The following is a 23,864-nucleotide window of genomic DNA, read 5'->3' as shown; positions in this document are numbered from 1 at the left end:
AGCTCGAAGCCACTCAGCGCCGCGAAGACCGTCGCGCGGCCGCACCCACCAGTGCCGAGCCGAGCAGCGCGAGCACGCCGATACCGATGATCCCGGCGGTCGACGCGGAGTTCTCGACGGTGCCCTGCATCATCGCCACCGGCCGGTCGCCGGCGGGAATGGTGCGCGGTACCTCGTTGGGCGTGTTGGCGACCTTGAGTGCCAGCGTCTCACCCGGTTTGACCTCACCGCAGGCGGACGGCGGGTTCTTCGGGTCGAACGAGTTGGTGTAGCCCGGCGGCGCGTTGACCTCGACCACGCAGATCTCCTGCGGGGTCCGCAGGTTCTCGACGGTGACCGTGCCGTTCTCGCCTTCGGTGGTGACGACGGCGGGTTTGCCGTCGGCGCCGTTGAGCGGCTTGCCGTCATGCCCGACGGCGGCCGTGGCCTTGTCCTTGGCGGTGATCCGCAGAGCAGCGCCCGCGATGCCCTTGCCGGTCTTCGCGTCGACCTTGGTCACCTGGACCTTGCCCGGCTTCGAGACGACCGCGACACCCTGCGCCTTCAGTTCCTTCTCGCCGCCTGTCGAGACGACCTTCTGCACGCCGGTTTCGACCGGGAACTGCACGTACGGCCGGTCCGCGGGGGCGGACAGCGAGCTGGCCAGTTTCGGCTGGTCGCCGGTCGGCGTCAGCTTGACCTTCACAGTGCCGTTTTCGCCGGTCTTCACCGTGACGGCCTTCTCGGCCTTCGTGGTGGAGGCGGGCTTCGTGGTCTCGCCGCTGTCGATCGTCGCGTCGGACGGCGTGAGTTTCACCGGGACGTCGGAGACGCCCTTGCCCTTGGCGTTCTTGACGCTGATCGTCCATTCACCGGCCGTGCCGATGTGCTGGTCGTCCTTCGGCGGGGTGATCGCGCTGGTCCACGGCCCGCGGTTGGCCTCGGCGTCCTTGGTCAGCTTCTCGACGGCCGTGGCGGCGTCGGAGTGCTGCGCCTTCAGCTTGTCGAGGTGACCGGCCACGTCGTAGCCGATCTTGTCCGCGGGCAGGTTCTTGTCGAGGTCCGCGGCGGAACGCGGTTTCGAGGTCCACGAGTGCAGCAGGTGCGCGAGCGCCGCCGCCTCGGATTTGTCCTGGGTGCCGCCGTAGCGCAGCAGCAGGTAGGAGATGTTGGCCGCGGTGTCCTCGGGGAGCTTCGTGCCCCACTTGTCGAGCAGTTCGTCACCGGGCTTGTACTGCTCGTTCGTGTCCGGGGCCTTCAGCTGGAAGCTCACGCAGAACACGTGCTTGCCGTTGACGACGTAGGACCCCAGCCAGTCCCGCTTGACATCGAGACCGGCGTAGGGCTGGCCCGGTGTGACTTCGTAGCCGATGCCTTCTTGTTTCGCGGCTGCCGCCGGTGTCGCCGCGACGGTGGCGGACAGGGTGCCGAGCAGGCACGTCGCGATCAGGCCGGTGAATGCGCGCAAACGCACGCTCGGGCGTGTGGTCCACCCCATGGTGTGTTGACTCCTTGGCCGTGCTCTGCCCCCGGCGCATTTACGTCGACGCAGGTCACACGATCGATAGGTTCCCCGACACGCCTTCGGTGATTATCCGAACACGCAACGTGCAGGGTGGCCTGTGATCAGCGGTTTTGGCAATAGGGCATCAGGTGGGGTATCGGTGAACGGTTGGTGATCTCCACCGCATACGGTGTGGGGGATGGGTATCTCCCCGAATGTGAGTAAAGTCGTCTTTACTTCGACGGGAACCGGGCGGCCCCCGCGGTCGTTGAACCCCATGCAGGTGCCAGTAGATCCAGGAGGATCAGGTGCGATCCAGTAGCAACCCGGCGTTCCGGAACCTGCCGCGTGGCGCGGCAGAGCACGGACCCCACGTAGGCTTCAACCAACCCCAGGGCGGGGTCCCCGGCTACGGCCCTCCGCAGACTTCCGCCGGTGCCGACGACCGCCCGATGACCGTCGACGACGTCGTCATCAAGACCGCGCTGAGCCTCGGCACGGCGCTGGTGACCGGCGTGCTCACCGCGATCTGGGCGATCAGCCAGATCCCGATGTCGGCGTCCGGCAAGATCCTCGGCATCCCCGGTGCCGTGATCGGCACGCTCGTCGGCGCGATGATCGTCGGCCTCGTGATCTCGCTGGTCATCATCTTCAAGAAGATGCCGAGCGGCCCGCTCACGCTGGCGTACTCGGCCGTCGAGGGTGTCTTCCTCGGTGCGATCAGTGGTCTCTTCGAAGCGCTGTACCCCGGTATCGCGCTGCAGGCGATCGTCGGTACCGCCGGTGTCTTCATCGCGATGCTGGTCGTCTACAAGACGGGTGCCGTCAAGGTCACCCCGAAGCTGACCAAGTGGATCATCGGCGCCGTGGTCGGTGTCGCGATCATGATGCTGGTCAACCTCGTCACCAGCCTCTTCTTCAACTTCAACCCGCTGCGTGACGGTGGCCCGATCGCGATCATCTTCAGCCTCGTGGTGATCGGTGTCGCGGCGTTCAGCTTCCTGCTCGACTTCGACCAGGCCGACCGGATGATCCGCGAAGGCACGCCGTCGAAGTGGGCCTGGTACGTCGCCTTCGGCCTGATGACCACGCTGGTCTGGCTGTACCTCGAGATCCTGCGTCTGCTGTCGTACTTCCAGAGCGACTGACCCAGGACCTGAACGACAAGGGCGCCCCGAGCGATCGGGGCGCCCTTTTTCGTGGTGGTGAATACTCTGCTGGCATGACCGAGCACGAGGGTGAGCAGGCCCGGCCGAAGCGTTCGAAGTGGTTCTGGGTGGGCATCCTGGTGCCGGTCGCGATCGTGGTGATCAGCGCGACGACCTGGGTCGTCGGCTACCTGTCCAGCACGGACAACGCGCAGGTGGGCGATTGCTACGCGATCACCACCTTCGGCGATGTCGGCGTCGATCCGGCGAAGACGGATTGCGGTGCGACCGAGGCCAACGCGAAGGTCGGGGCGAAGACCGAAGGCGGCGTCGCCTGCCCGGATGGTGAATACGACGAACTCACCGTCGACGGGACGTTCTCCTCGTACAAGCTCTGCATGATGATCAACGCCAAGCAGGGCGACTGTCTGGTGAACTTCCTGGCTGACAGCGTGGCGTATCAGAAGGTGCCGTGCACCGATCCCGCGAAGGACGCGGAGATCGTGAAGGTCGCCGATGGCGTTGCGAGCGACACGGCGTGCGAGGACACCGAAGCGACCCATCTTGAGGTCTACTCGACGCCGCCTTCGACGCTCTGTATCAAGAGCAGTAAATAGCGCCCGACCAGGGGAATTCACCCTTTCGGGGGCCCGGTGCATGCGGTTGCTCACCGTGAGTGTTTGATACCGAGGTTCTTATTCCTCTTCACAACTGTGAGGTTTCTCGGTGACCACTTCCCAACCGGCCCCTGGGGGCCAAATGCCGGTGGGACAGCCCGACGCATTCGGTCCGCCTCCCGGTGGTCAGCCGCCGGCACCCAAGCGGTCCAAGCTCGCGTGGTTGAAGTTCGCCATTCCGGTGATCATCGTCGTGCTCGTCGCCGGCGGATACGCCGTCAACTACTTCACCGGCACGGTCAACGCCCAGCCCGGCGAGTGCTTGACCGTCAGCGAATTCTCGAAGACGGCCGACGAGCCGACCAGGGTCGACTGCGGGTCGCAGGAGGCGAACGTCAAGATCGGCGCGCGCGTCGACGGCGACGCGGCCTGCCCGGACGGCGACTACGACACCATTTCGATGTCCGGCCGGATGTCGTACAAGCTCTGCCTGACGGTCAACGCCAAGCAGGGTGACTGCCTCTCCGGCTTCCTTTCGGACACCGCCGGCTACAAGAAGGTCGCCTGCACCGACCCCGCGAAGGACGCGGAGCTGGTGAAGGTCACCGACACGGTGGACAAGGCTGTCTGCGAAGGCACCGAGGCGAGGTACGCGCAGTCGTACTCGACTCCGCCCACCACGCTCTGCATCAAGGCGGACAAGTAACTCCGTAGTTCCGTGAAGGCCCCCTTCCCTCGGCTCATCCGAAGGAAGGGGGCCTTCACGCGCTAAGGGTGCGGCCATCTGGTCTGGCGGGAGCGGCCGTTCGTCGCACAGTGTGGGACGGGCTGCGACCGGGCGGTCACCGGTCATAACGTTGCTCGTCCCCCACCCCGCCGAACGACCTGGAGTCCTGGTGGCGACGACAGACACCCAAGCCGGAGAGAAGAAACTCCTCGACTTCCCGACCTCTTGCGCCGCCCCGGTCCCGCAACCGGAGGAGCCGGTCAAGATCGTGCCGCTGGCGGTCGCGAGTGCCCTCGCGGTCGGTCTGACCTGGTACGTCTGGGCGGCGCACGGGGCGAAGTTCGGGGTTCTGCTCATCCTCGGCCTGTTGCTCGGCCTCGCGCTCTTCCATTCCCGCTTCGGCTTCACCTCCGCCTGGCGCCAGCTGATCGCGGTCGGCAACGGCCAGGGCCTGCGGGCGCACACGCTGCTGCTCGGCACGGCCGCGACGCTGATCGCGCTGATCGTCGGCACCGGATCCGGACTGTTCGGCAGTACGCCGAATCCGACCGCGGGCGGGCTGGGGATCGCGCTCTTCGTCGGCGCGACGATCTTCGCGATCGGCATGCAGCTGGGTGGCGCCTGCGCTTCGGGAACGCTGTTCGCGGTCGGCTCCGGCCAGTCGACGATCGTGCTGACCCTCGGCGGATTCATCACCGGCTCGGTGCTCTACACCTGGGCCTACCCGCTGCTGTCCGGCTGGCCGGAGTTCAAGGGGATCCTGCTCGCCGACCACGTCGGCTGGTTCGGTTCCTGGGCGATCACCGTCGCCGTCCTCGCCGCGATCGTGCTGGGTACCCGGTTCGTGCAGAAACGCCGCAACCCGCCGCCGGTCGGCGTCGTCCCCACCGCCCGCGGGTTCGCCCGGGTCTTCCGCGGTTCCTGGCCGATCCTCGTCGGCGCCGTCGTCCTCGGTGTGCTGGCCGGCGCGGTCTTCCTGGTCTCCGGCGGGATCTGGGGTGTCACCAGCGCGTTCAGCCTGTGGGGTGCCAAGATCCTTCAGGTGTTCGGCCTGCACCCGGAGACCTGGGAGTTCTGGCGGCTCAAGGCGAACGCGGCTTCGCTCGCGGGGCCGATCTGGAAGGACAAGAACAGCCTCACCGACATCGGCATCATGATCGGCGCGGGGGTCGCCGCCGCGGCCGCGGGTGCCTGGAAGATCCACAGTTCGATCCCGTGGCGTACGGCGCTGGCCGCGGTGCTCGGCGGGATCCTGATGGGTGTCGGCGCGCGGATGGCGGGCGGCTGCAATATCGGCGCCTACCTCGGCGGTATCTCGGTCGGCAGTCTGCACGGGTGGCTGTGGGGCGTGTTCGCGCTCGGTGGCACCTGGATCGGGCTCAAGCTGCGGCCGCTGTTCGGGCTCGGCAATCCGGTTCCGACGGACAGCATCTGCTGATCACTCGGTGTGACGGGCTGTACGCGGACTTGCCCTTTAGGTCCGCGTACGGCCAAATCGTTGGCATGTGAAACCTTCGTTCGGCTACCCTCGGCTACATGTTCACGCTTGTGCCTTAATGCACAAGCGGGTGGGGAAGGCCTGGCGGAGCCGCCGGGCGTCAATTCCGCAGTCGCGACCGGCGGGGGTCGTCGCGTCCGCTGAGACTTCAGGGACGGTTTCTTCATGTCTACGCAAGGCCAAGCCGCGGCGAGCGACAAACTCGACGCCGGCGTGCTCAAGATCGCCGGCGTCGTCATCCTCGGCGCCATCATGGCGATCCTCGACACGACGGTCGTCAACGTCGCGCTCCAGAAACTGACCATCGAGTTCCAGACGTCGTTCGACACCATCCAGTGGATCGCGACCGGCTACATGCTGGCGCTGGCGACGGTCATCCCGGTCACCGGCTGGGCCTCGGACCGGTTCGGCACCAAGCGGCTCTACATGACGGCGATCGGGCTGTTCCTGATCGGCTCGATGCTGGCCGGCATGGCGTGGGACGTCGAATCACTGATCATCTTCCGGGTCCTGCAGGGCTTCGGCGGCGGCATGCTGATGCCCGCCGGAATGACGATCCTGACCAGGACCGCGGGTCCGCACCGGATCGGGCGCGTGATGGGCGTGCTCGGCGTTCCGATGCTGCTCGGCCCGATCGGCGGCCCGATCCTCGGCGGCTGGCTGGTCGACGCGGTGAGCTGGCGCTGGATCTTCTACATCAACCTGCCGATCGGCCTGATCACCATGGTGCTGGCCTGGCGCCTGCTGCCCAAGGACCGGCCGGAGCCCAGTGAGCGGTTCGACTTCGTCGGCATGCTGATGGTGTCGCCGGGTCTGGCGGCGCTGATCTACGGCGTTTCGAACATCCCGGCGGCGGGTGGCGTCGGCGCGGTTGAGGTCTGGCTGCCCGCGGTGGCCGGGGTCGCGCTGCTGGTGGCGTTCGTGTTCCGGGCGAACCGGGTCTCGAACCCGCTGGTCGACTTGAGTTTGTTCAAGAACAGGTCGTTCACCGTCGCGATGGTGACGATGACCTTCTTCTGCGTTGCGTTCTTCGGCGCGATGCTGTTGCTGCCGACGTACTTCGTGCTGGCGCGCGGCGAATCGGCGATGAACGCCGGGCTGTTGCTCGCTCCGCAGGGTCTCGGCGCGATGCTGACCATGCCGATCGCGGGCAGGCTGGCGGACAAGATCGGCGCGCGCAAGATCGTGCTGCCCGGTCTCGTGCTGATGCTCGCCGGGCTGATCGCCTTCACCCAGGTCACCGCGGTGACGCCGTACTGGCTGCTGCTTTCGGCCTTGTTCGTGATGGGGCTCGGCATGGGCGCGACGATGATGCCGATCACTTCGGCCGCGCTGCAGACGTTGCAGCCGAAGGACATGGCGAAGGCGTCGACGGCGACGAACATCTTCCAGCAGACCGCCGGCGCGATCGGCGCGGCCGTGCTGTCGATCATTCTCGCCGCGCAGCTGGCCGGGAAGTTCGGCGTGTCGACCGCGCAGGGGCAGCTCGCCGCGACGGGCGCGATCATGAACCCGGCCACGCACGAAGCGGCCTCGGGATTGGCCGCCGATTCGTTCTCGACGACGTTCCTGTGGTCGATGATCCTGCTGGCGCTGTGCCTGATCCCGGCGGCGTTCCTGCCGAAGACCAGGCCTGCCACGCCGATGGGCGACGTCGACGGCGAGGTTCCTGCGGCGCCGCCGATCATGACCCACTAGCTCCGGAAAGGGAGCGGGGGACCTTTGCTGTCACTTTCCCAAAGAAAGTGACAGCAAAGGTCCCCTGCTTCTTTTCGCAGGTCAGCGCCCTGTATCGGGAAACGCGAAGGCCCTGCGAAGCATGCAGGGCGAATCGAAGGTCCGTGAAGGCCTCCTTGAGGGACTCAGAGTCCCTCAAGGAGGCCTTCACGGACCACTGGCCCGGGGTCGCAGGCGGCCGTGCGCCCGAACGCGAAGGTCAGGAGAGACGTTCGAGCACCATCGCCATGCCCTGGCCGCCGCCGACGCACATGGTCTCGAGGCCGAACTGCTTGTCGTGGTGCTGCAGCGAGTTGATCAGCGTCGAGGTCAGCCGCGCGCCGGTCATGCCGAACGGGTGGCCGACGGCGATCGCGCCGCCGTTGACGTTCAGCTTGTCGAGGTCGATCCCGAGGTCCTTGTACGACGGGATGACCTGCGCGGCGAACGCCTCGTTGATCTCGACGAGGTCGATGTCGCCGACCGACATCCCGGCGCGCGCGAGCGCCTGCTTGGACGCCTCGACCGGGCCGTAGCCCATGATCTCCGGCGAAAGCCCGGAAACCCCGGTCGAGACGACGCGCGCGAGCGGCGTGAGGCCGAGTTCCTTCGCCTTGGTGTCGGACATGATGACCACCGCGGCGGCGCCGTCGTTGAGCGCGCAGCAGTTGCCCGCGGTGATCCGGCCGTCGGGGCGGAAGACCGGCTTCAGCCCGGAGACACCTTCGACGGTGACGCCGGCGCGCGGGCCGTCGTCCTTCGAGACGACGGTGCCGTCCGGCAGGGTCACCGGGGTGATGTCCTTGGCCCAGAAGCCGTCCGCGATGGCCTTCTCGGCGAGGTTCTGCGAACGGACGCCGAACTCGTCCATCTCTTCGCGTGAAACGTTCTTCACCCGCGCGAGGTTCTCGGCGGTCTGGCCCATCGCGATGTAGACGTCCGGAACGTCGCCGGTCTCCCGCGGGTCCGTCCAGCCATCGGCGCCCGCGGCGGCCACCTGCGCGGTGCGGGCCTCGGCGTCGGCGAACAGCGGGTTGTGCGTCTCGGGCCACGAGTCCGAGCTGCCCTTGGCGAAGCGCGAGACGGTCTCGACACCGGCGGAGATGAACACGTCGCCTTCGCCGGCCTTGATCGCGTGCAGCGCCATCCGGGTGGTCTGGAGGCTGGACGAGCAGTAACGCGTGATCGTGCAGCCGGGCAGGTGGTCGTAGCCGAGCGCGACGGCTACCGCGCGGCCCATGTTGAAGCCCTGCTCGCCGCCGGGCAGACCACAGCCCAGCATGAGGTCTTCGATCTGCTTCGGGTCGAGCTCGGGGACCTTGTCGAGCGCGGCGCGGACCATCTGCACGGTGAGATCGTCCGGGCGGATGCTCACCAGCGATCCCTTGCCGGCGCGGCCGATCGGGGATCGGGCGGTGGAGACGATGACGGCTTCGGGCATGGAACGACACTCCCTTGTTTTCGATCCAGACACACGCGCTAAGCGGTTGCTCACCCGCATCTTCCACCGCCGGGCGGGGCGGGTCAAAGGAGAACGCGACCCACGCCACTCTTGAGAAGGCACTGCTGGACACCCTGCGCTGGTGGCACAATCACCGGCCGTGGGGAGCGAATCAGCCGTTGGTGAACATCGTGTCCTGTCCATTCGTACTATCGCGTTGTGGAGCGCGGGGACCCTCGTCCTCGCCGGGCTGGCGGCGATGCTCCTGCTCTGGCGGCTGGGCGGCGGAAGCCCGCAGGATTCCGCGAAGCTCGACGCGCTGCGGACCGCGGCGAACATCCTCGTCGGCACCGGTGGCGCCGCGGCCCTGCTGCTGGCCGCGCGGCGGCAGCGTTCGGCCGAACTCGACCTGGTGCAGAAGGATCACGACGCCACCGAGCGCCGGATCACCGAGATCTACAGCAAGGCCGCCGATCAGCTCGGCAGTGACAAGGCCCCCGTGCGGCTCGCCGGGCTGTACTCCCTCGAACGGCTGGCCCAGGGTTACGAACCGCAGCGCCAGACCATCGTCAACGTCATCTGCGCCTACCTGCGCATGCCTTTCGAGCCGGACGGCGAAGATCCGGAAGTCCGGCAGGAACTCCAGGTCCGGCAGACCGCGGAACGGCTGCTCGGCCTGCATCTGCGTTACGTCGAGGGCGAGGGCAACGGTGCCTACTGGCCCAACATCGACCTCGACCTCGTCGGCGCGAAACTGACGAAACTCAGGCTCGTCAGGTGCCGGATCCGCTCCGCGATGTTCCACGAAACCGAGTTCCATGGCCCCACTTCGTTCCGGTTCACGACCTTCACCAGCAAGGCCGACTTCACCAACGCCACGTTCCTCGGTCCCGTGGACTTCCGCGACATGCTCTTCGAGAACATCGGTTCCACCTTCATCGGCGCGACCTTCGAGAACGAGACCGACTTCGGGGAGGCGACCGTCGCGCGGTTGACCGGCGCGATCACCCGGACGGATCTCGGCCTGCGCCGGAAATGGCCGGAGGGCTGGACGGAGCGGGCGATCCCCGGCCGGGACGCGTACGCCGATCTGGTCACCATCGTGGAGCCCGCGCCCGCGACGGCGTGACCCTGCCCGATTGAGTGGACAGATCCCGACCTGCGCGGATTAGGCTGTCCACCGTGGATTACGTCGAGCACATCGTGGACCTCGTGGGCAACACCCCTCTGGTCAAACTGAACTCCCTGGCCGAGGGCCTGCAGCCGCTCATCCTGGCCAAGGTCGAGTACGTCAACCCCGGCGGCAGCGTCAAGGACCGCATCGCGCTGCGGATGGTCGAAGCCGCGGAGCGCTCCGGCGAGCTGAAGCCCGGCGGCACCATCGTCGAGCCGACGTCGGGCAACACCGGTGTCGGGCTGGCCATGGTGGCGCAGCGCAGGGGCTACAAGTGCGTGTTCGTCTGCCCGGACAAGGTCAGCGAGGACAAGCGCAACGTGCTCAAGGCCTACGGTGCCCGCGTCGTGGTCTGCCCGACCGCGGTGGCGCCGGAGCACCCGGACTCCTACTACAACGTCTCCGATCGCCTCGTCCGCGAGATCGAGGGCGCCTGGAAGCCGAACCAGTACGCCAACCCGGAGAACCCGCTCAGCCACTATCACTCGACCGGCCCGGAACTCTGGACGCAGACCGAAGGCAAGATCACGCACTTCGTCGCCGGCGTCGGCACGGGCGGCACGATCTCGGGCACCGGCCGGTACCTCAAGGAGGTCAGCGACGGCCGCGTCCAGGTCATCGGCGCGGACCCCGAAGGTTCGGTGTACTCCGGCGGGACCGGACGCCCGTACCTGGTCGAGGGGGTCGGCGAGGACTTCTGGCCGGAGACCTACGACCGTGACGTCGCCGACCAGATCATCCCGATCTCGGACGCGCACTCCTTCGACATCACCCGCCGTCTCGCGCTCGAAGAGGGCCTGCTCGTCGGTGGCTCCTGCGGAATGGCCGTCGCGGCCGCGCTCAAGCTCGCCGAAGGCCTCGGCCCGGACGACGTCGTCGTCGTGCTCCTGCCCGACGGCGGCCGCGGCTACCTCACCAAGGTGTTCAACGACACGTGGATGTCCTCCTACGGCTTCCTGCCGCCCGATTCGAGCGGTGCGACCGTCCGCGACGTCCTGATGAAGAAGAGCGGTTCGCTGCCCAGCCTGGTGCACAGCCACCCGAACGAAACGGTCGCCGAAGCGGTGGCGATCCTGGCGGAGTTCGGCGTCAGCCAGATGCCCGTGGTCAGTGCCGAACCACCGGTCATGGCGGCCGAGGTCGTCGGGGCGGTCAACGAGCGTGACCTGCTCGAAGCGCTCTTCACCGGCAAGGCCCAGCTGGCCGACAGGCTCGAGCAGCACATGTCGCCCCCGCTGCCGACCATCGGTGCCGGCGAACAGGTCGGTTCGGCGATGAACGCGCTCTCGGGCGCCGACGGCGCGCTGGTGCTGGTCGACGGCAAGCCCGCCGGCGTCGTCACCCGGCACGACCTGCTCGCGTTTCTCGCAGGACGGTAAAGAGGCATTTCATCGAGCGGACGGGCCGGGGCGTTACGAGCGGCCCACCCACCTATCCGATAGCGTGTTCGGTGAGTTGAACTTTCATGTCCTCGTCAAGGGGGTTCAAGACCCAAATGAGTGCTCCGCAGCCACCGAATCAGCCTTGGGGTGGCGCCCAGCCACCCCAGGGACCCCCGAGTGGCCCCCAGCCGCAGCAAGACAACCCGTTCGGTTCCCCGGAACCGACCCAGGTGGTGCAGCCCGCACAGCCTGGTCAGCCCGACTACGGACAACCGCAGTACGGGCAGCCCTCGTACGAGCAGCCCCAGGGTGGCGGGTTCGGCGACACGCCGGAGCCCACACAGGTCGTGCAGCCGGCGCAGCCCGGCTCCGGTGACGCGAACGCGACCCAGGTCGTCCAGCCGGTGAGCGGCGGCGGGGATTCCCCCGGCGAGTCCACCCAGCTGGTGCCGCCGGGTTCGCAGCCGCCCGCCATCCCCTATGCCCCGCCGCCGAGCGCGGCCGACAACCCGGCCGGTGCCTACGGCGCCCAGGGCGGCGGCTTCGGTCAGCAGCAAGGCTTCGGTGGACCTCCGCAGGGAGGTTTCGACCCGTCGCAGGGCCAGCAGCCCGGCTACGGTCAGCCGCAGCAGGGCTTCGGCGGACCGCCTCAGGGCGGTTTCGGCCAGCAGCCCGGATTCGGCGGACCGCCCCAGGGCTTCAGCGGCGCCCCGGCCGGTGGCGGCGGGAGCAACCCGCTGTTCGGCTTCATCGCCGGTGGCCTCGTCGGCCTCCTCGGTCTGCTCGCGCTGATCTTCTCGTTCGTCTACTTCGGCGACGCGAGCGACTACTCCAAGGGCTTGGAGGGTGCTCCGAGCGATCAGGCTCTGCAGGAGTTCCTCGACAAGGCCGGGACCGTGGGTCCGGGTGTCGTCTGGCTCTACGTGATCCTGCTGCTCGTCGCCTCGCTCATCGCGACGGCGTCCGGCGCCGGGCTCGCACTGGCGGGCAAGCTTCCCGCCACGTTCAAGAAGATCGTGCCGATCGCGGTCGTCGCGGGCGGCGCGCTGCTGTTCGTCTTCGGCCTGCTCCTTCTGCTCGGCACGACGCCTTCGGAGGAGTTCAAGCGTGAGCTCGGTTCGCTGGGTGACAAGGTCGGCATCGGTATCGGCCTGCCGCACCTGATCTTCGGCATCCTGATCCTCATCGTCGGGGTGCTCGGCCTGATCCCGCAGACCGCGCAGTTCATCGGTCTCGGTGCCGGCGGTTCGGTGCTGGGTGCTCCGCAGCAGAGCGGACAGCCCGGTGGTTTCGGCGGCCCGCCGCAGGGTGGCTTCGGTCAGCCGGGGCAGCCCGGCCCGTACGGCCAGCCGCAGCCCGGACCCTACGGTCAGCCTGCGCCGGGCTCGGGTGGTTTCCCGCAGCCGGGGCAGCAGCAACAGCCCGGTGGTTTCGGGCAGCACCCCGGTCAGCCCGGCCCGCCCAGTGGCGGTTTCGCGCAGCCGGGTCAGCCGCCGCAGCAGGGTGGCTACGGCCAGCCGCAGCAGCAGCAACCCGGTGGTTTCGGGCAGCAGCCCGGCCAGCCCGGCCAGCCCGGCCAGCCCGGTGGTGGTTACGGCCAGCCGCCGCAGCAGCCCGGTCAGCCGCCGCAGCAGTGGTGATTCGTAGTCACTGAACGGTTTTGAGCATGATGCCTCCGGCCTTTTGGCCGGGGGCATCATGCTTTCGCCGGTGTCTCCCGATTCCTCCGCCAAGGCCGGGCTCACCGGTCTAGGGTGAGCGCCGTTAACCCACACCCGGCCGATGGGGGCGATGTGACCGGTCCGTACGGATATCCCGCGCACCAGCCCGGACCGGCCGGCTACGGGCCCCCCGCCATGACACCCCGCCCGAACGGGGCGACGGCGTTCCTCGCCGCGCTGCTCGGTCTGGTCGGCGCCATCACCGCCGGGTACATCCCGATCTACTTCTTCATCGCCCTGCCGTCGGGCTTCAGCATCGGCGACCTGCCCGGCCTCGTGCTCACCGTCCTGGGGCTGTACCTCTTCGCCGCGCTCCTGCTGTTGATCGGCGCGCTGTCGGCATTCTTCCGCTCGGTCGCCGGCGCCGTCCTGCTGATACTCGGATCCCTGCTCGTGATCGCCGCCGTTCTGGTGGAGCCGCTCGCCTTCAACGCGCCCTACGGCCTGTACTTCCGGTTCCAGTTCGACTTCGATACCTTCGTCGCCCTCGTCCGCGTGGTCATGTTCGCCGTCGTCCCCCTCACGCTGATCTTCGCGATCATCCCGCCGACGCTGAAGTACCTGCGCTGGAAGCCTTCCCCCGTTCAACCCTCTTCGCAGCAGCACCCGTATCCGCGGCAGGGCGGTTGGTGAGAGGCTGAGCGGCTCAGACCGTTAGTGGGGGGATTTCCATGAACAGGCAATACTCGGCGACGCCCGGTACCGCGATCGGGGCGGCGGTGCTCGCCTTCCTGTGCGGTATGCGCTGCCTCTCCGAAGCGGCCGCTTTCCTGGTGCAGCTCGTCGTCCTCGGCGCGGCTCCGGAGTACGTCGTCGGGATGGTCTGGAACGGGCTTCTGACGGCGACCTTGTTCCTGGGGGGTGTCCTGCTGCTGATGCGGAAGAACCTCGGGCGGGTGCTCGTGGTGATCGGCGCCGCGCTCGCGCTGGTGGTCACGGTTCTCGCCAACGGTGAGGCCGGGTCGTATTTCTTCGCCGAGATCGACGGGCAGGCGATGGTCACCGGCGACGTCGCGCCGTTCCTGCTCTTCGCGATGACGGTGGCTGTTCTGGTGCTGGCGTTGATCCGGCCGACCTCGGACTGGCTGGAGGGTAAGCGACTCGACGACGAGGAGCCGTCGAAACAAGATCGGCTTCCCGGCTGGTAGCCAGGCCTGCGAGGATGGGCCCGGGAGTCCGACAGGGGGAGTCATGACGTATCACAGCAGTACCCGCCGCAGGGGTATCCGCCACCGGGCGCCTACCCGCCGCCGGGAATGCCGTCGAAACCGAACGGCGCCACCGGGATCATCGCCGGAATCCTCGGGATCCTCGGCGGGGTCTGGTTCCTGTCCGGGCTGGTCTGGGCCGTCATCAGGATGTCCGACAGGTTCCATTCTTACGTCATCGTCGGCGGGATTCTCGACCTCTTGGTCGGGGCGCTGCTGCTGATCGGCGGAATCCTGCTGCTCATGGGCAAGGGCGCCGGGCGCATGCTCGTGGTGATCGGCGCGGGTGCGGCGATCTTCTTCGGGCTCGTCTCGGTGGTCCTGAACGAGAGCGGGTCGCATTTCTTCTACATGTACGGCGGGGTGTCCGTCCTCTACGGGTTCTTGGGGCTCCTCATCCAGCTCCTGATCCCGGCGATCGCGACGATCGTGCTGGCGCTGATCCCGCCGACGGGGCGCTGGCTGGCGGCCAAGAAGCAGCCCGCGGTGCTCATGCCGCCGCCGAACCCCGGCTATCCGCAGCCGCCTCCCGGCTACCCTCCGGCCGGGTATCCGCCGCCGCAGCAGCCGGGACCGCCACCGGGTCGGTGGTGAGTTCGATCCCAGACGATGGGATCCCGGGGGTGTGGTCGTACCCTGGACCGTATGGCCGATGACTACTCCCTCCTGGGCTTCGAGACGCGCGCGATCCATGCCGGGCAGACGCCTGATCCCAGGACCGGCGCGGTCATCGTGCCGATCTATCAGACCTCGACCTACGCGCAGGACGGCGTCGGCGGCACACGCGAAGGGGACTTCGAGTACTCCCGTACCGCGAACCCCACGCGCACCGCGCTGGAGGTCGCGCTGGCGGCGCTCGAAGGCGCCCGACACGGTCTGGCCTACGCGTCGGGGATGGCGGCCAGCGACGTCCTGCTGCGCGCGACCCTGCGTCCCGGTGACCACCTCGTGCTCGGCAACGACGCGTACGGCGGCACCTTCCGGTTGATCGACAAGGTGCTCAGCCTGTGGGGCGTCGAGCACACGGTCGCCGACCTGGGCAACATCGCCGAGGTCCGCGCCGCGATCCGGCCGGAGACGAAGCTGATCTGGTGCGAGTCGCCGACGAACCCGATGCTGGGGATCGCCGACATCGCCGCGCTGGCCGACGTCGCGCACGGCGCCGGCGCCCGCCTGGTCGTCGACAACACCTTCGCGACCCCGTACCTGCAGAACCCGCTTTCGCTGGGTGCCGACGTCGTCCTGCACTCGACGACGAAGTACCTCGGCGGTCACTCCGACGTCGTCGGCGGCGCGGTGCTGACGAACGAGGACGAACTGCGCGAGCAGCTGTTCTACCTGCGCAACGCCGCCGGTGCGGTACCCGGCCCGTTCGACGCGTGGCTGACCCTGCGCGGGATCAAGACGCTCGCGCTGCGCATGGAACGGCACAGCGACAACGCCGAACTGATCGCCCGGATGCTGCTGAAGCACCCGAAGGTCGAGCGCGTGTACTACCCGGGCCTGCCGGAGCACCCGGGCCACGAGGTCGCTTCGAAGCAGATGCGGCGCTTCGGCGGGATGATCTCGTTCACCCACGTCGACGGCGAGCAGGCCGCGCTCGACGTCGCGTCGAAGACGAAGCTGTTCATCCTCGCCGAGTCGCTGGGCGGGATCGAATCGCTCATCGAACATCCCGGCCGGATGACCCACGCGAGCACCGCCGGCTCCACCCTCGAGGTGCCGGACAACCTGCTGCGCCTCTCCGTCGGCATCGAGGACGGCAGCGACCTCGTCAACGACCTGGCCAAAGCTCTCGGCTGACCGGCCACCGGGTCCGGAACGAAGCAAGGGACCTTTGCTCTCGCTCGCTTAGCATGGCTAAGTAAGCGGTAGCAAAGGTCCCTTGCTTCGTTCCGCAGGTCAGCGCGTTGAAGGTGTCGCCCGCTCAGGGGCGGTAGTTGCTGGGCTGCACGCCGCCGGTCTTCGCGTCGGCCTCATGCGAGGTCCCCTGCGGCGCGGCGGGCAGTTCCGAGCCGTCGACGCAACCGCCGACGAGTTCGATGTGGTTGTCGTGCCGGATGTACTGGCCCGCGTCCCCGCACCCGGCGCGATCGACCGTGTAGACGGCGGCGCCGGTCAGGAGGGCGGCCGAGGTGATGGCCAGCACGACCGGCAGCATCCCGGCGGAACGGGTCGCCCGGGCCCTGCCGATGTTCCCCAGTGCCATGCGCGCTCCCTCATCGCCGTCGCTGCCGAGTCAAGAGTACCCGGACGGTGAACTTGTCACGTGGAGTATCCGCCAGGTGGCATCATCCGGTCATGGAACTGGTCGGCATCGACAGCGTCCGAACGGCCCGCGAGCTGCTGGAAGGCGTGACTCGCGTGACTCCGATGGAGCACGCCAGAGACCTCCGAAAGGTGCACGGCGGGCCGGTCCACCTCAAATGCGAGAACCTCCAGCGCACCGGTTCGTTCAAGATCCGCGGCGCGTACACCCGCATCCACGGCCTGTCCGACGAGGAACGGGAGCGCGGGGTGGTCGCGGCCAGTGCGGGCAACCACGCGCAAGGGGTCGCGCTCGCGTCGGCGCTGCTCGGTATGAAGGCGACGGTCTTCATGCCGCACCGCGCGCCGCTGCCGAAACTCGCCGCCACCCGGGCCTACGGCGCCGACGTCCACCTGCACGGCGGGGTGCTGGAGGAAGCGCTGGCCGAGGCGATCGCGTTCGGTGAGCGGACCGGGGCGGTGTTCATCCACCCCTTCGACCACGCGGACATCATCGCCGGGCAGGGCACGGTCGGGCTCGAGATCCTCGATCAGGTCCCCGGCGTGCGGACGATCCTGGTGGCCACCGGAGGCGGCGGGCTCGTCGGAGGGGTCGCGTCAGCGGTGAAGGCGCTCCGCCCCGGCGTACGGATCGTCGGCGTCCAGGCCGAGGAGGCCGCCGCGTACCCGCCCTCGCTGGCGGCGGGTGCGCCGGTCCGGCTGCGCGAGATGCACACGATGGCCGACGGGATCGCCGTCGGAGAGCCGGGCCCGGTCAGCTACGCGCACGTCGCCGAGTTGGTCGACGACGTCGTGACGGTGACCGAGGAGTCCCTGTCACGTGCGGTGCTGCTGTGCCTGGAACGGCGGAAACTCGTCGTCGAACCGGCCGGCGCGGCCGGGGTCGCGGCGCTGCTGCAACACCCGGGCGCCTTCGAACCGCCGATCGTGGCGATCCTTTCCGGCGGGAACGTCGACCCGGTGCTGTTGCTCCAGATCATCCAGCACGGCATGACCGCGGGCGGCCGCTATCTCAAGCTGCGGCTGCGTGTCCCGGACCGGCCGGGTTCACTGGCTTCGGTGCTGTCGCGCGTCAGCGAACTGGGTGCGAACGTGCTCGACGTCGAGCACTCGAGGGTCTCGGGCAGCCTCGCGCTCGGCGAGGTCGAGATCTCCCTCGCGCTGGAGACCCGGGGGCCGGAGCATTGCGCCGAGGTGGCGGAAGCGTTGCAGGGGGCGGGTTACACGGTCATCTGACTGTTATGAACGGACCTTTCATAACAAATTTCGTTATGAAAGGTCCGTTCATAACATTGGTGTCCTATGTGGACTGTTGGTCGGTGATGGCGGCGACCGCGAGTTCGCGTTCGGGCTCGCCGACCTCCGGCAGGGTGAACCGCAGCGCCCGGATGTGGGTGAGCAGGTCGGGATCGGGCGCCACGTCGTGCTCGCGCAGGTAGTAGGCGACCGCGCCCGGCCAGTACCATCGGCCGTCGGTGCGGAAGTTCAACGGCACCAACGGTTCCCGGCTCGGGGCGAACGCGTCGGCGTCGTAGGTCCGCGACGCCAGCACCACCGGTGCGGCGTCGAGGTACTCCAGTACGCGGTCCCGCTCGGCCGGGGACAGCGCCTCGCGGTTCACCACCGGGCGGCCCGACTCGTCGACACCGTCATAGACGCGCGGCGAACGCAGGCCCTCGGGTGCGTCGGCGGGCGGGGTGGCCACCAAGGGTTCGGCCACCGGAGCGGATTCGAGTCCGGCCCGCTGCCGCAGCCACGGTGGGATGTTCTGCTCGGCGCGCGGGAAGAACCGGAGTTCGTCCTGGAAACCGATCGGCGGCGGCGCCTGCCGCCAGGGCGGCTCCACGTCGGTGAGGAAGTCGGTGCTGAGCACCGTCGCCGAACCGAAGACGAGGATGGCGTTCAGCCAGGTCCCGCCGCCCGGCCGGTACATCCCGGCGCGGAGATTGCCGAGCAACTGCACGGCCTCCGGGCTCGGCTGCGCCGGACGCGGCAGACCGTCCTGCCCGGTGACGAGCAGATCGACCTCGACGTGCCTGCCCGCCGCCCGGTACTCGACGCGCATCTGCTGCCACCCGGGCGGAAGCGGGGTCGCGAGGGCATGACCGATCTGCCAGACGAGTTGTTGTTGCTGCTGCTGGTTCAACGGCACCGGCGGCTGGGTCATGTCGAGGGCTCCTAAAGCTTGCTGCGGAACCAATCCGGCAGGTTCTCGTCGGTGCGGGGAAACCGCTCCTGCTCCAGCGTGTACTGCTCGGCGGCGGTAGGTGCCGGGAAAGTGGGCTCGGCGTCCCGGTTGAATTCCGCGCGGTAGGTCGCGGGCGGATCGATCACCAGTCCGACGGAGAACCAGGTGCCGAGCCCTTCGGCGTACATACCCTTGCGGAGCTTGGACAGCGGCTTGGAGACATCCTTCGGCGTGCTGATCTGCTGAGTCGAGCCGTCGGCCAGCCTTGCCGCGAAGCCCGGGCTGGCCTGTCGCCCGATGACCTTGAAGTCGAAGATCAGCCGTTGCCAGCTCGCCGGTGCGGCGTCGATGAGCGTCTTCGTGATTTCGCCGAGTAGTTCGTCCTGCTCGACAGGCGTCAGCGTCATGCTGTGCGGCCCTCCGGTGTAGTGCGCTCGGTCGGTGATCGCCGTGGTTTCTGAGCCAACCCTAGTCACCCGGCCGGGGCGCCATGGCTTCCGCGTCCGCCAGCGTTTGGCGCAGCCAGACGGGAATGTGCTCATCGGATCGCGGGAAAACGTCGAGATCACGGGCGAACGCGATCGGGGGCAGCTCGGGGAACCACGCCGGATCCTGGTCGAGATTGAATCCCGCCTCGGGCGGCTCGCCCGCGCGGAGTTCGAACCACGCCGAGAGCCAGGTTCCCCGGGCCGGCAGGTACATCGCCATGCGAAGTTCGCTGATCAGGTCCGTGACTTCGGGCGGCTGCGTCGCCGGTGAAGAACCGTCCGCCAGCACGACCGTCAGCTCCACCTGCTGCACGACCACACTGGCCCAGACCCGCAGGACGATCCTGCGCCAGCCGGCGGGCGCCGACCGTTCGGCGGTGTCACACACCGCCTGGATCAGCTGATCAGGGTTCGCCATAACGCCTCACCGTCGCGTTGGGGTCCATGTTTTCCGGCACGTTGATGAACTTCCGCTCGTACACCCTGGTGACCGGCTCACCGGATGCCGGATCGATCTCGGTGATCTGCCACCGGTAGGTGTCGACCTCCGAGAGACCGTCCGCCCGGCGCGGTGAGTCGAACTGCAGGAGTTCGACGACCCGTTCCGGCGGGGAGTGGTATTCGGCGAGCTGTTCTTCCTGCCTGCGCCACGTGTCCGCGGGCTCCCAGCCGTCCCTGCTGTGCCCGCTGTTGGACGAGGCCATCTGCCCGTGCATGTTCCCGTAACCAGGTGGTCCACCCCCCTCGGTCGGGACGAAGTGGCCGCCCGCCCACTGGACTTTCTTGTGGTCGGGATCGTTGCTGTAGGCGTTCTGACCTTCGTGCCCGGCACGTCCCTGCCCGGTGTACTTCCCGCCGGAGTCCCGGAAGTCCTTGTTCGAGTCCGTGTACTCGGGTTGTCCGGTGACCCGTTCCGTCTGCCCCCGGCTGTCCGTTTCGACGTCGATCTTCTTCGACGGATCGTTGAAGTTGTCGACCCGGTACTGGGTGTTGGGCAGCAACGGGTAGTTGAAGTCCGGGTTGGCCTGCAGTTTGACCCCCTCGGGGGTGCGGCCGCCGCCAGGAGTCAATTCCACCCACTTGATGTCGCCGTTGGCGTCGGTGAAGAACCGCGTCTCCGAGGCGACGACGCCGTTCCTGCCCTTGTTCACCACGTGGTATTCGGTGTTCGGCGTCAACTCGACGCCGTCGAGCACCTTCGGCTTGGTGGGAACAGGTTGGCTGAAGTCGCCCGGCTCCGTCTTGTCGGCGTTCCGCCTCCCGACCTCGATCTCCTGAGGCGAGTCCGGTGGCCTGTTGTACGGGTTCTCCGGCGGGCCGGCGTCGGGACTGTCGTGGCCGGGCCGGTTGTAGTCGACGAACCTTTCGTTGATCCGCGGGTCGTCGCGCGGGATTTCGTGCTCATCCCAATTACTGCTGTCGAAATCGTCGTCATCGTCGTCGGCGCGATTGTCCGGCTCGTCGCCGTCTCCCCGGTCGCGGGCGCTGTCGGCGTCCACGTCCTGCTTGTCCGCGTGCGATGTGTCGGGCGTGAAGCCGTCGTCGCTCGCCCGGCGGGAGGTGCCGTCGGGGCTGTGGATGTCCCATTCGCCGTTCGGCGGGATCCGGGGCCGGGTGCGGCCGTCGGGGCCGATCTCGTAGTCGGACGAGAAGACGCGCCCGTTCGAGTCGGTCCACGCTGGCCTGCTCGGCGCCATCACCTCGGTGTCGAGTTCCCGCGACAGACGGCGCGCGAAGTCGTTCGAGCCGGCGTCGCAGCCGATCAGCCGGATCGGGCGGCCGTCGTAATCCCCGTTGCGCCGCAGGATGTCCGCGAACTCTTCGGGGGTGTACGTGCGGTTGCCGATACGGGCGTGGCCGTCCGGGGTCACGTGCACGTCGACCGTGTGGCGGCCGTCCGGGTCCGGCTGGACGCGGTGCGGCAGGTCGCCCATGTCTCCGTCGCCGCGGTGGTACGAGCTACCCGCGGGGGTGCCTTCGGAATGCCGCTGGTTGACCTCGTCCGGGGTCAGCGGGCGATCGGGCTCGGCGTCGGGGCCGCGGTCGTGCGGCGAATTGTCGGGGTGGCCGTTCGGGTCCTGACGCGGGGTGTGCCCGTCAGGGCCGGGACCGTCCGGCGAACGCGGCGGGCCGGACTGACCGCCGGGGCCACGGCCGCCGGGGCCGGTGTTCCCGGGACCCGTGCCGCCGGGCCGGTTGCCCGGGCCATGGGTGCCGGGAGCGTGGGGAGTACCGGTGCCGGGGCCGAAGTCGTTGCCACGGGCGACCGGCGATGGCTGATGCGGCTGGTTCGGCCGTCCGCCGGGGCCGGTCTGGCCGGGACCCCGGCTGGGACCGGTGTTCGTGTCGGGCGTGCGCGGGGTGTGCCCGTCCGGGGTGCGCGGCGAGCCGGGCGTACCCGTCCAGCCGCCGCCCGGCGGCCTGCCGCCGGGCGAACCCGGAGAGCCGGGGGAGCCAGGGGTGCCACCAGGAGCGCCTTGGGGCGGCATTCCGCCCGCGACCGGCTGACCCTGCGGCGGGACACCGGACGGGGAACCGTCGCCACCCGTTCCGCCGCGCTGCGACGGGAGGTGTGACGGGCCGGCGTCGCCGACGCGCGGTGCCGTGGGCGCGGTACCGCTGGTCGTCGTGCCGCTGTCGGTCGGCCTTGTCGGGCTGCCGCCACCGTCGTTGCCGCCGTGGTGGCCGGGCGACGGGTCGGAACGCGGAGTGGGTGAGCCGCCGCCGTCCCCGCCGTGGGTCCGGGGCGAGCCGCCGCCGTCGCCGGCGTGGCTCGGTGAGCCGCCGGTGTCCGTGCGGGTGGGGCTGGGTGAGCCGCCGCCGTCGCCGCCGTGGGTCCGGGGTGCGCCGCCGCCGTCTCCAGCGTGGCTCGGTGAGCCGCCATCACCGGTACGGGCGTGGCTCGGGGAACCGCCGTCGGACGCGTGACTGGGCGAGCCGCCGGTGTCCGTGCGGGTCGGGCCGGGTGAACCGCCGTCGGGTGCCCGGTTCGGGGCGCCGGAATCGCCGGTGTTGCCGGGGGATCCGCCGTCGGACCGGGTGTGGGGAGCCGAAGCGTCGGCGCGGGCGGCACTGGGGGAGCCGCCATCGCCGGTACGGGCGTGGCTCGGGGAACCGGAATCGCCGGGGGAACCGCCGTCGGATCGCGGGGACGAGCCGCCGCCGTCCGGGGTGCGGCCGAGGCCGTTGTCCGGAGTGGACGGTGCGTCGCCCTCGCCCGTGCGGCCGGGAGAACCGCCGTCGGAACGGGCCGGCGAGCCGCCACTGTCCCTTGTGGACGGTGAGCCGCCTCCGTCGCCACCTCGGGTCGAGGTGCTCGGCGGGGTGTCCGAACCGCTGCCGGAATCGCCGGAGCCGTCCGAGGAGCGACCCGATCCGCCCGAATCGCCGTCGGAACCGGTGGAACCCGAACCGCCGTCGCCCGAACCGCCGGAGCCCGAATCGTTCGAGCCCGAGCCCGAGCCCGAGCCCGAGCCGGAGTCGCCGGAGCCCGAATCGCCGGAGTCGCCGGAACCACTGCCGGAACCGTCGCCGTCCGCGCCGTCACCGGAGCCTGAACCGCCGCCGTCGGGACCGCCGGAGCCACCGCCGCGGCCACCGCGCTGGACGAACCCGCCCGCCTTGATGTTCTTGGGGTTGAGCGCGTCGAGCCCGGTGATCTTGCCCGCGATCTTGCCGAAGATCTTGATGATCTTCTCGAAGACATCGACCAGCTTGCCGAGCAGCGGCGAGACCCGCCGCATCGCGTCGCACAGTTCCTTGAGCTTGTCGGCGATCTTCGCGGCCCACTTGGCGATCGCGGTGACGGCCTGCGCGACCACGATGGGCGTGCCGAAGCCGAGGGAGAACACCGTCTCCATGACCCACGCGATGAGCTTGCCGACCGCGTCCGCGATCAGCTGGCGGATGAATTCGCGGACGAACGCGACGATCTCGCCGAAGATCATCACGACGGTGCTGATCCCGCCGGCGACCGTCGACGCCCCGCTGATCGCCTCCGCCTGCTCGGCGGCCTGCTTGCGGTACTGGTCGGCCGCCTCGCCGGTCCAGCCGGAAGTGCCGTTCTTGACCGTGTTCGAGAACTCGACCTGGGTCTCTTCGAGCTTCTTGGCTACGTTGCCCCAGGTCTCGGAGTAGGACTGGATCACCGGCGGATCGCCGGCCACCGCGTCCAGCATGTCCTTCAGCGGCTGCATGTGCTCCATCAGGAACGACGCCACCGAGGACAGCAGGTAGCCGAACGGGTCGATCGCCGCGCTCGCGATCTCGCCCGCGAGGCTCAGCACACCGAGCCCGCCGCCGACCCAGTCGCCGCTGGAGATGCCGTTGAAGGCGTCCATGGCCGACTCGGCGACGCCGATGCCCGCCGCATACCCGTATTCGCTGTTCCCGGCTGTCAGCGGCCCTGGGCCGTCGCCGTCCGTCGGCGCCTTCGCGACGAGCGGATTCCCCTCGGGCATCAGTCAGGCACCTGCGCGTTCTTGAACTCGGAGGCGAAGTTCTCGTCCTGGGCCTGATAGGCGTTGGACGCGGACCGCACGTTGTTCGCGACCGCGGTCGCGGCCTCCACGGCCTTGTTCAGCGCGTTGATGCCGAACTCCTCGACCGGGTCGAGCATCATCCGGAACGGCTGGCAGATGATGCCGTACGCGTCGGTGGGCATGCTCACCTGCTGCGCGGCGTCGACGGCGGTGCGCAGACCGTCGGCGATACCGTCGATCTGCTTGGCGTGCGCGTCGAGGTCGGAGCCGAGCTCGAAACCCTTGGGTGCCATGGTGTCTCCCCTCTACCAGGCCGGATGAACG

21 protein-coding genes are annotated in these 23,864 nt (G+C 68.7%); 13 read left to right on the top strand and 8 right to left on the bottom strand.

Translation table 11 applies throughout. The features are described from left to right. Window positions 1–13: 13 nt before the first annotated feature. A complete protein-coding gene (locus tag ACLJRL_RS36275) occupies window positions 14–1,477 on the bottom strand; it encodes a SpaA isopeptide-forming pilin-related protein (protein ID WP_410660893.1) in 1,464 nt (487 codons plus the stop codon). Window positions 1,478–1,791: 314 nt separating this feature from the next. Between ACLJRL_RS36275 and ACLJRL_RS36270 the strand changes: the two genes are divergently transcribed. From ACLJRL_RS36270 to ACLJRL_RS36250, 5 genes are all read left to right on the top strand, one after another. Further along, window positions 1,792–2,631, top strand: a complete 840-nt coding sequence (locus ACLJRL_RS36270; RefSeq protein WP_410660892.1) for a Bax inhibitor-1/YccA family protein — start codon at window positions 1,792–1,794, stop codon at window positions 2,629–2,631. Window positions 2,632–2,705: 74 nt separating this feature from the next. Next, entirely contained in the window at window positions 2,706–3,248 is a 543-nt protein-coding gene (locus ACLJRL_RS36265; RefSeq protein WP_410660891.1) for a hypothetical protein, read from the top strand. A 223-nt stretch (window positions 3,249–3,471) separates the two neighbouring features. Then, entirely contained in the window at window positions 3,472–3,954 is a 483-nt protein-coding gene (locus ACLJRL_RS36260) for a hypothetical protein (RefSeq protein WP_410660890.1), read from the top strand. 190 nt (window positions 3,955–4,144) lie between these two features. After that, complete coding sequence (locus ACLJRL_RS36255; protein ID WP_410660889.1) at window positions 4,145–5,413, top strand: YeeE/YedE family protein; 1,269 nt, start codon at window positions 4,145–4,147, stop codon at window positions 5,411–5,413. Between the two features lie 225 nt (window positions 5,414–5,638). Next, complete coding sequence (locus ACLJRL_RS36250) at window positions 5,639–7,171, top strand: DHA2 family efflux MFS transporter permease subunit (RefSeq protein ID WP_410660888.1); 1,533 nt, start codon at window positions 5,639–5,641, stop codon at window positions 7,169–7,171. 238 nt (window positions 7,172–7,409) lie between these two features. On the opposite strand, the gene ACLJRL_RS36245 is transcribed toward ACLJRL_RS36250, so the two are convergent. Further along, on the bottom strand, window positions 7,410–8,630 hold the full coding sequence (locus tag ACLJRL_RS36245) for an acetyl-CoA C-acetyltransferase (protein WP_410660887.1): 1,221 nt from the start codon (window positions 8,628–8,630) through the stop codon (window positions 7,410–7,412). Window positions 8,631–8,790: 160 nt separating this feature from the next. Here ACLJRL_RS36245 and ACLJRL_RS36240 point away from each other — a divergent pair, with 160 nt between their 5' ends. From ACLJRL_RS36240 to ACLJRL_RS36210, 7 genes are all read left to right on the top strand, one after another. Further along, window positions 8,791–9,759 carry a pentapeptide repeat-containing protein gene (locus tag ACLJRL_RS36240; RefSeq protein ID WP_410660886.1) on the top strand — a complete coding sequence of 323 codons (969 nt, stop codon included), beginning with the start codon at window positions 8,791–8,793 and terminating at the stop codon, window positions 9,757–9,759. 53 nt (window positions 9,760–9,812) lie between these two features. Then, the gene (locus ACLJRL_RS36235) at window positions 9,813–11,183 is read left to right on the top strand and encodes a cystathionine beta-synthase (RefSeq protein WP_410660885.1); all 1,371 of its coding nucleotides are present in this window, start codon (window positions 9,813–9,815) and stop codon (window positions 11,181–11,183) included. Between the two features lie 233 nt (window positions 11,184–11,416). Then, window positions 11,417–12,826 carry a hypothetical protein gene (locus tag ACLJRL_RS36230; protein WP_410660884.1) on the top strand — a complete coding sequence of 470 codons (1,410 nt, stop codon included), beginning with the start codon at window positions 11,417–11,419 and terminating at the stop codon, window positions 12,824–12,826. Between the two features lie 153 nt (window positions 12,827–12,979). Beyond that, on the top strand, window positions 12,980–13,540 hold the full coding sequence (locus ACLJRL_RS36225; protein ID WP_410660883.1) for a hypothetical protein: 561 nt from the start codon (window positions 12,980–12,982) through the stop codon (window positions 13,538–13,540). A 38-nt stretch (window positions 13,541–13,578) separates the two neighbouring features. Then, complete coding sequence (locus tag ACLJRL_RS36220) at window positions 13,579–14,055, top strand: hypothetical protein (RefSeq protein WP_410660882.1); 477 nt, start codon at window positions 13,579–13,581, stop codon at window positions 14,053–14,055. A 108-nt stretch (window positions 14,056–14,163) separates the two neighbouring features. Continuing rightward, window positions 14,164–14,709, top strand: coding sequence for a hypothetical protein (locus tag ACLJRL_RS36215; RefSeq protein WP_410660881.1), 546 nt, complete (start codon window positions 14,164–14,166; stop codon window positions 14,707–14,709). A 51-nt stretch (window positions 14,710–14,760) separates the two neighbouring features. Beyond that, window positions 14,761–15,918: a cystathionine gamma-synthase gene (locus tag ACLJRL_RS36210; RefSeq protein ID WP_410660880.1), complete on the top strand. Its 1,158-nt coding sequence runs from the start codon at window positions 14,761–14,763 to the stop codon at window positions 15,916–15,918. 124 nt (window positions 15,919–16,042) lie between these two features. On the opposite strand, the gene ACLJRL_RS36205 is transcribed toward ACLJRL_RS36210, so the two are convergent. Continuing rightward, window positions 16,043–16,324 (bottom strand): hypothetical protein, encoded by a 282-nt coding sequence (locus tag ACLJRL_RS36205; RefSeq protein WP_410660879.1) that lies wholly within the window; start codon window positions 16,322–16,324, stop codon window positions 16,043–16,045. Window positions 16,325–16,416: 92 nt separating this feature from the next. On the opposite strand from ACLJRL_RS36205, the gene ilvA reads away from it, so the two are divergent. After that, window positions 16,417–17,619, top strand: a complete 1,203-nt coding sequence (gene ilvA / locus ACLJRL_RS36200) for a threonine ammonia-lyase (RefSeq protein ID WP_410660878.1) — start codon at window positions 16,417–16,419, stop codon at window positions 17,617–17,619. A gap of 64 nt (window positions 17,620–17,683) precedes the next feature. On the opposite strand, the gene ACLJRL_RS36195 is transcribed toward ilvA, so the two are convergent. The 5 genes from ACLJRL_RS36195 to ACLJRL_RS36175 form a co-directional block, all read right to left on the bottom strand. Next, window positions 17,684–18,550, bottom strand: a complete 867-nt coding sequence (locus ACLJRL_RS36195; protein WP_410660877.1) for a ferredoxin — start codon at window positions 18,548–18,550, stop codon at window positions 17,684–17,686. A gap of 11 nt (window positions 18,551–18,561) precedes the next feature. Next, a complete protein-coding gene (locus ACLJRL_RS36190; RefSeq protein ID WP_410660876.1) occupies window positions 18,562–18,978 on the bottom strand; it encodes a hypothetical protein in 417 nt (138 codons plus the stop codon). Between the two features lie 61 nt (window positions 18,979–19,039). Continuing rightward, a complete protein-coding gene (locus ACLJRL_RS36185) occupies window positions 19,040–19,477 on the bottom strand; it encodes a hypothetical protein (RefSeq protein ID WP_410660875.1) in 438 nt (145 codons plus the stop codon). Then, window positions 19,464–23,519: a hypothetical protein gene (locus tag ACLJRL_RS36180; protein ID WP_410660874.1), complete on the bottom strand. Its 4,056-nt coding sequence runs from the start codon at window positions 23,517–23,519 to the stop codon at window positions 19,464–19,466. Before ACLJRL_RS36180 ends, ACLJRL_RS36185 begins: the two co-directional genes overlap by 14 nt. Continuing rightward, window positions 23,519–23,833: a type VII secretion target gene (locus ACLJRL_RS36175; protein WP_410660873.1), complete on the bottom strand. Its 315-nt coding sequence runs from the start codon at window positions 23,831–23,833 to the stop codon at window positions 23,519–23,521. Before ACLJRL_RS36175 ends, ACLJRL_RS36180 begins: the two co-directional genes overlap by 1 nt. Window positions 23,834–23,864: the final 31 nt, after the last annotated feature.

The organism is Amycolatopsis sp. lyj-112, from assembly GCF_046549055.1.
In the GTDB taxonomy this organism is placed as follows: Bacteria; Actinomycetota; Actinomycetes; order Mycobacteriales; family Pseudonocardiaceae; genus Amycolatopsis.
The sequence above is the reverse complement of the archived record's forward strand: the minus strand, read 5'-3'. Positions and strand labels throughout refer to the sequence as shown.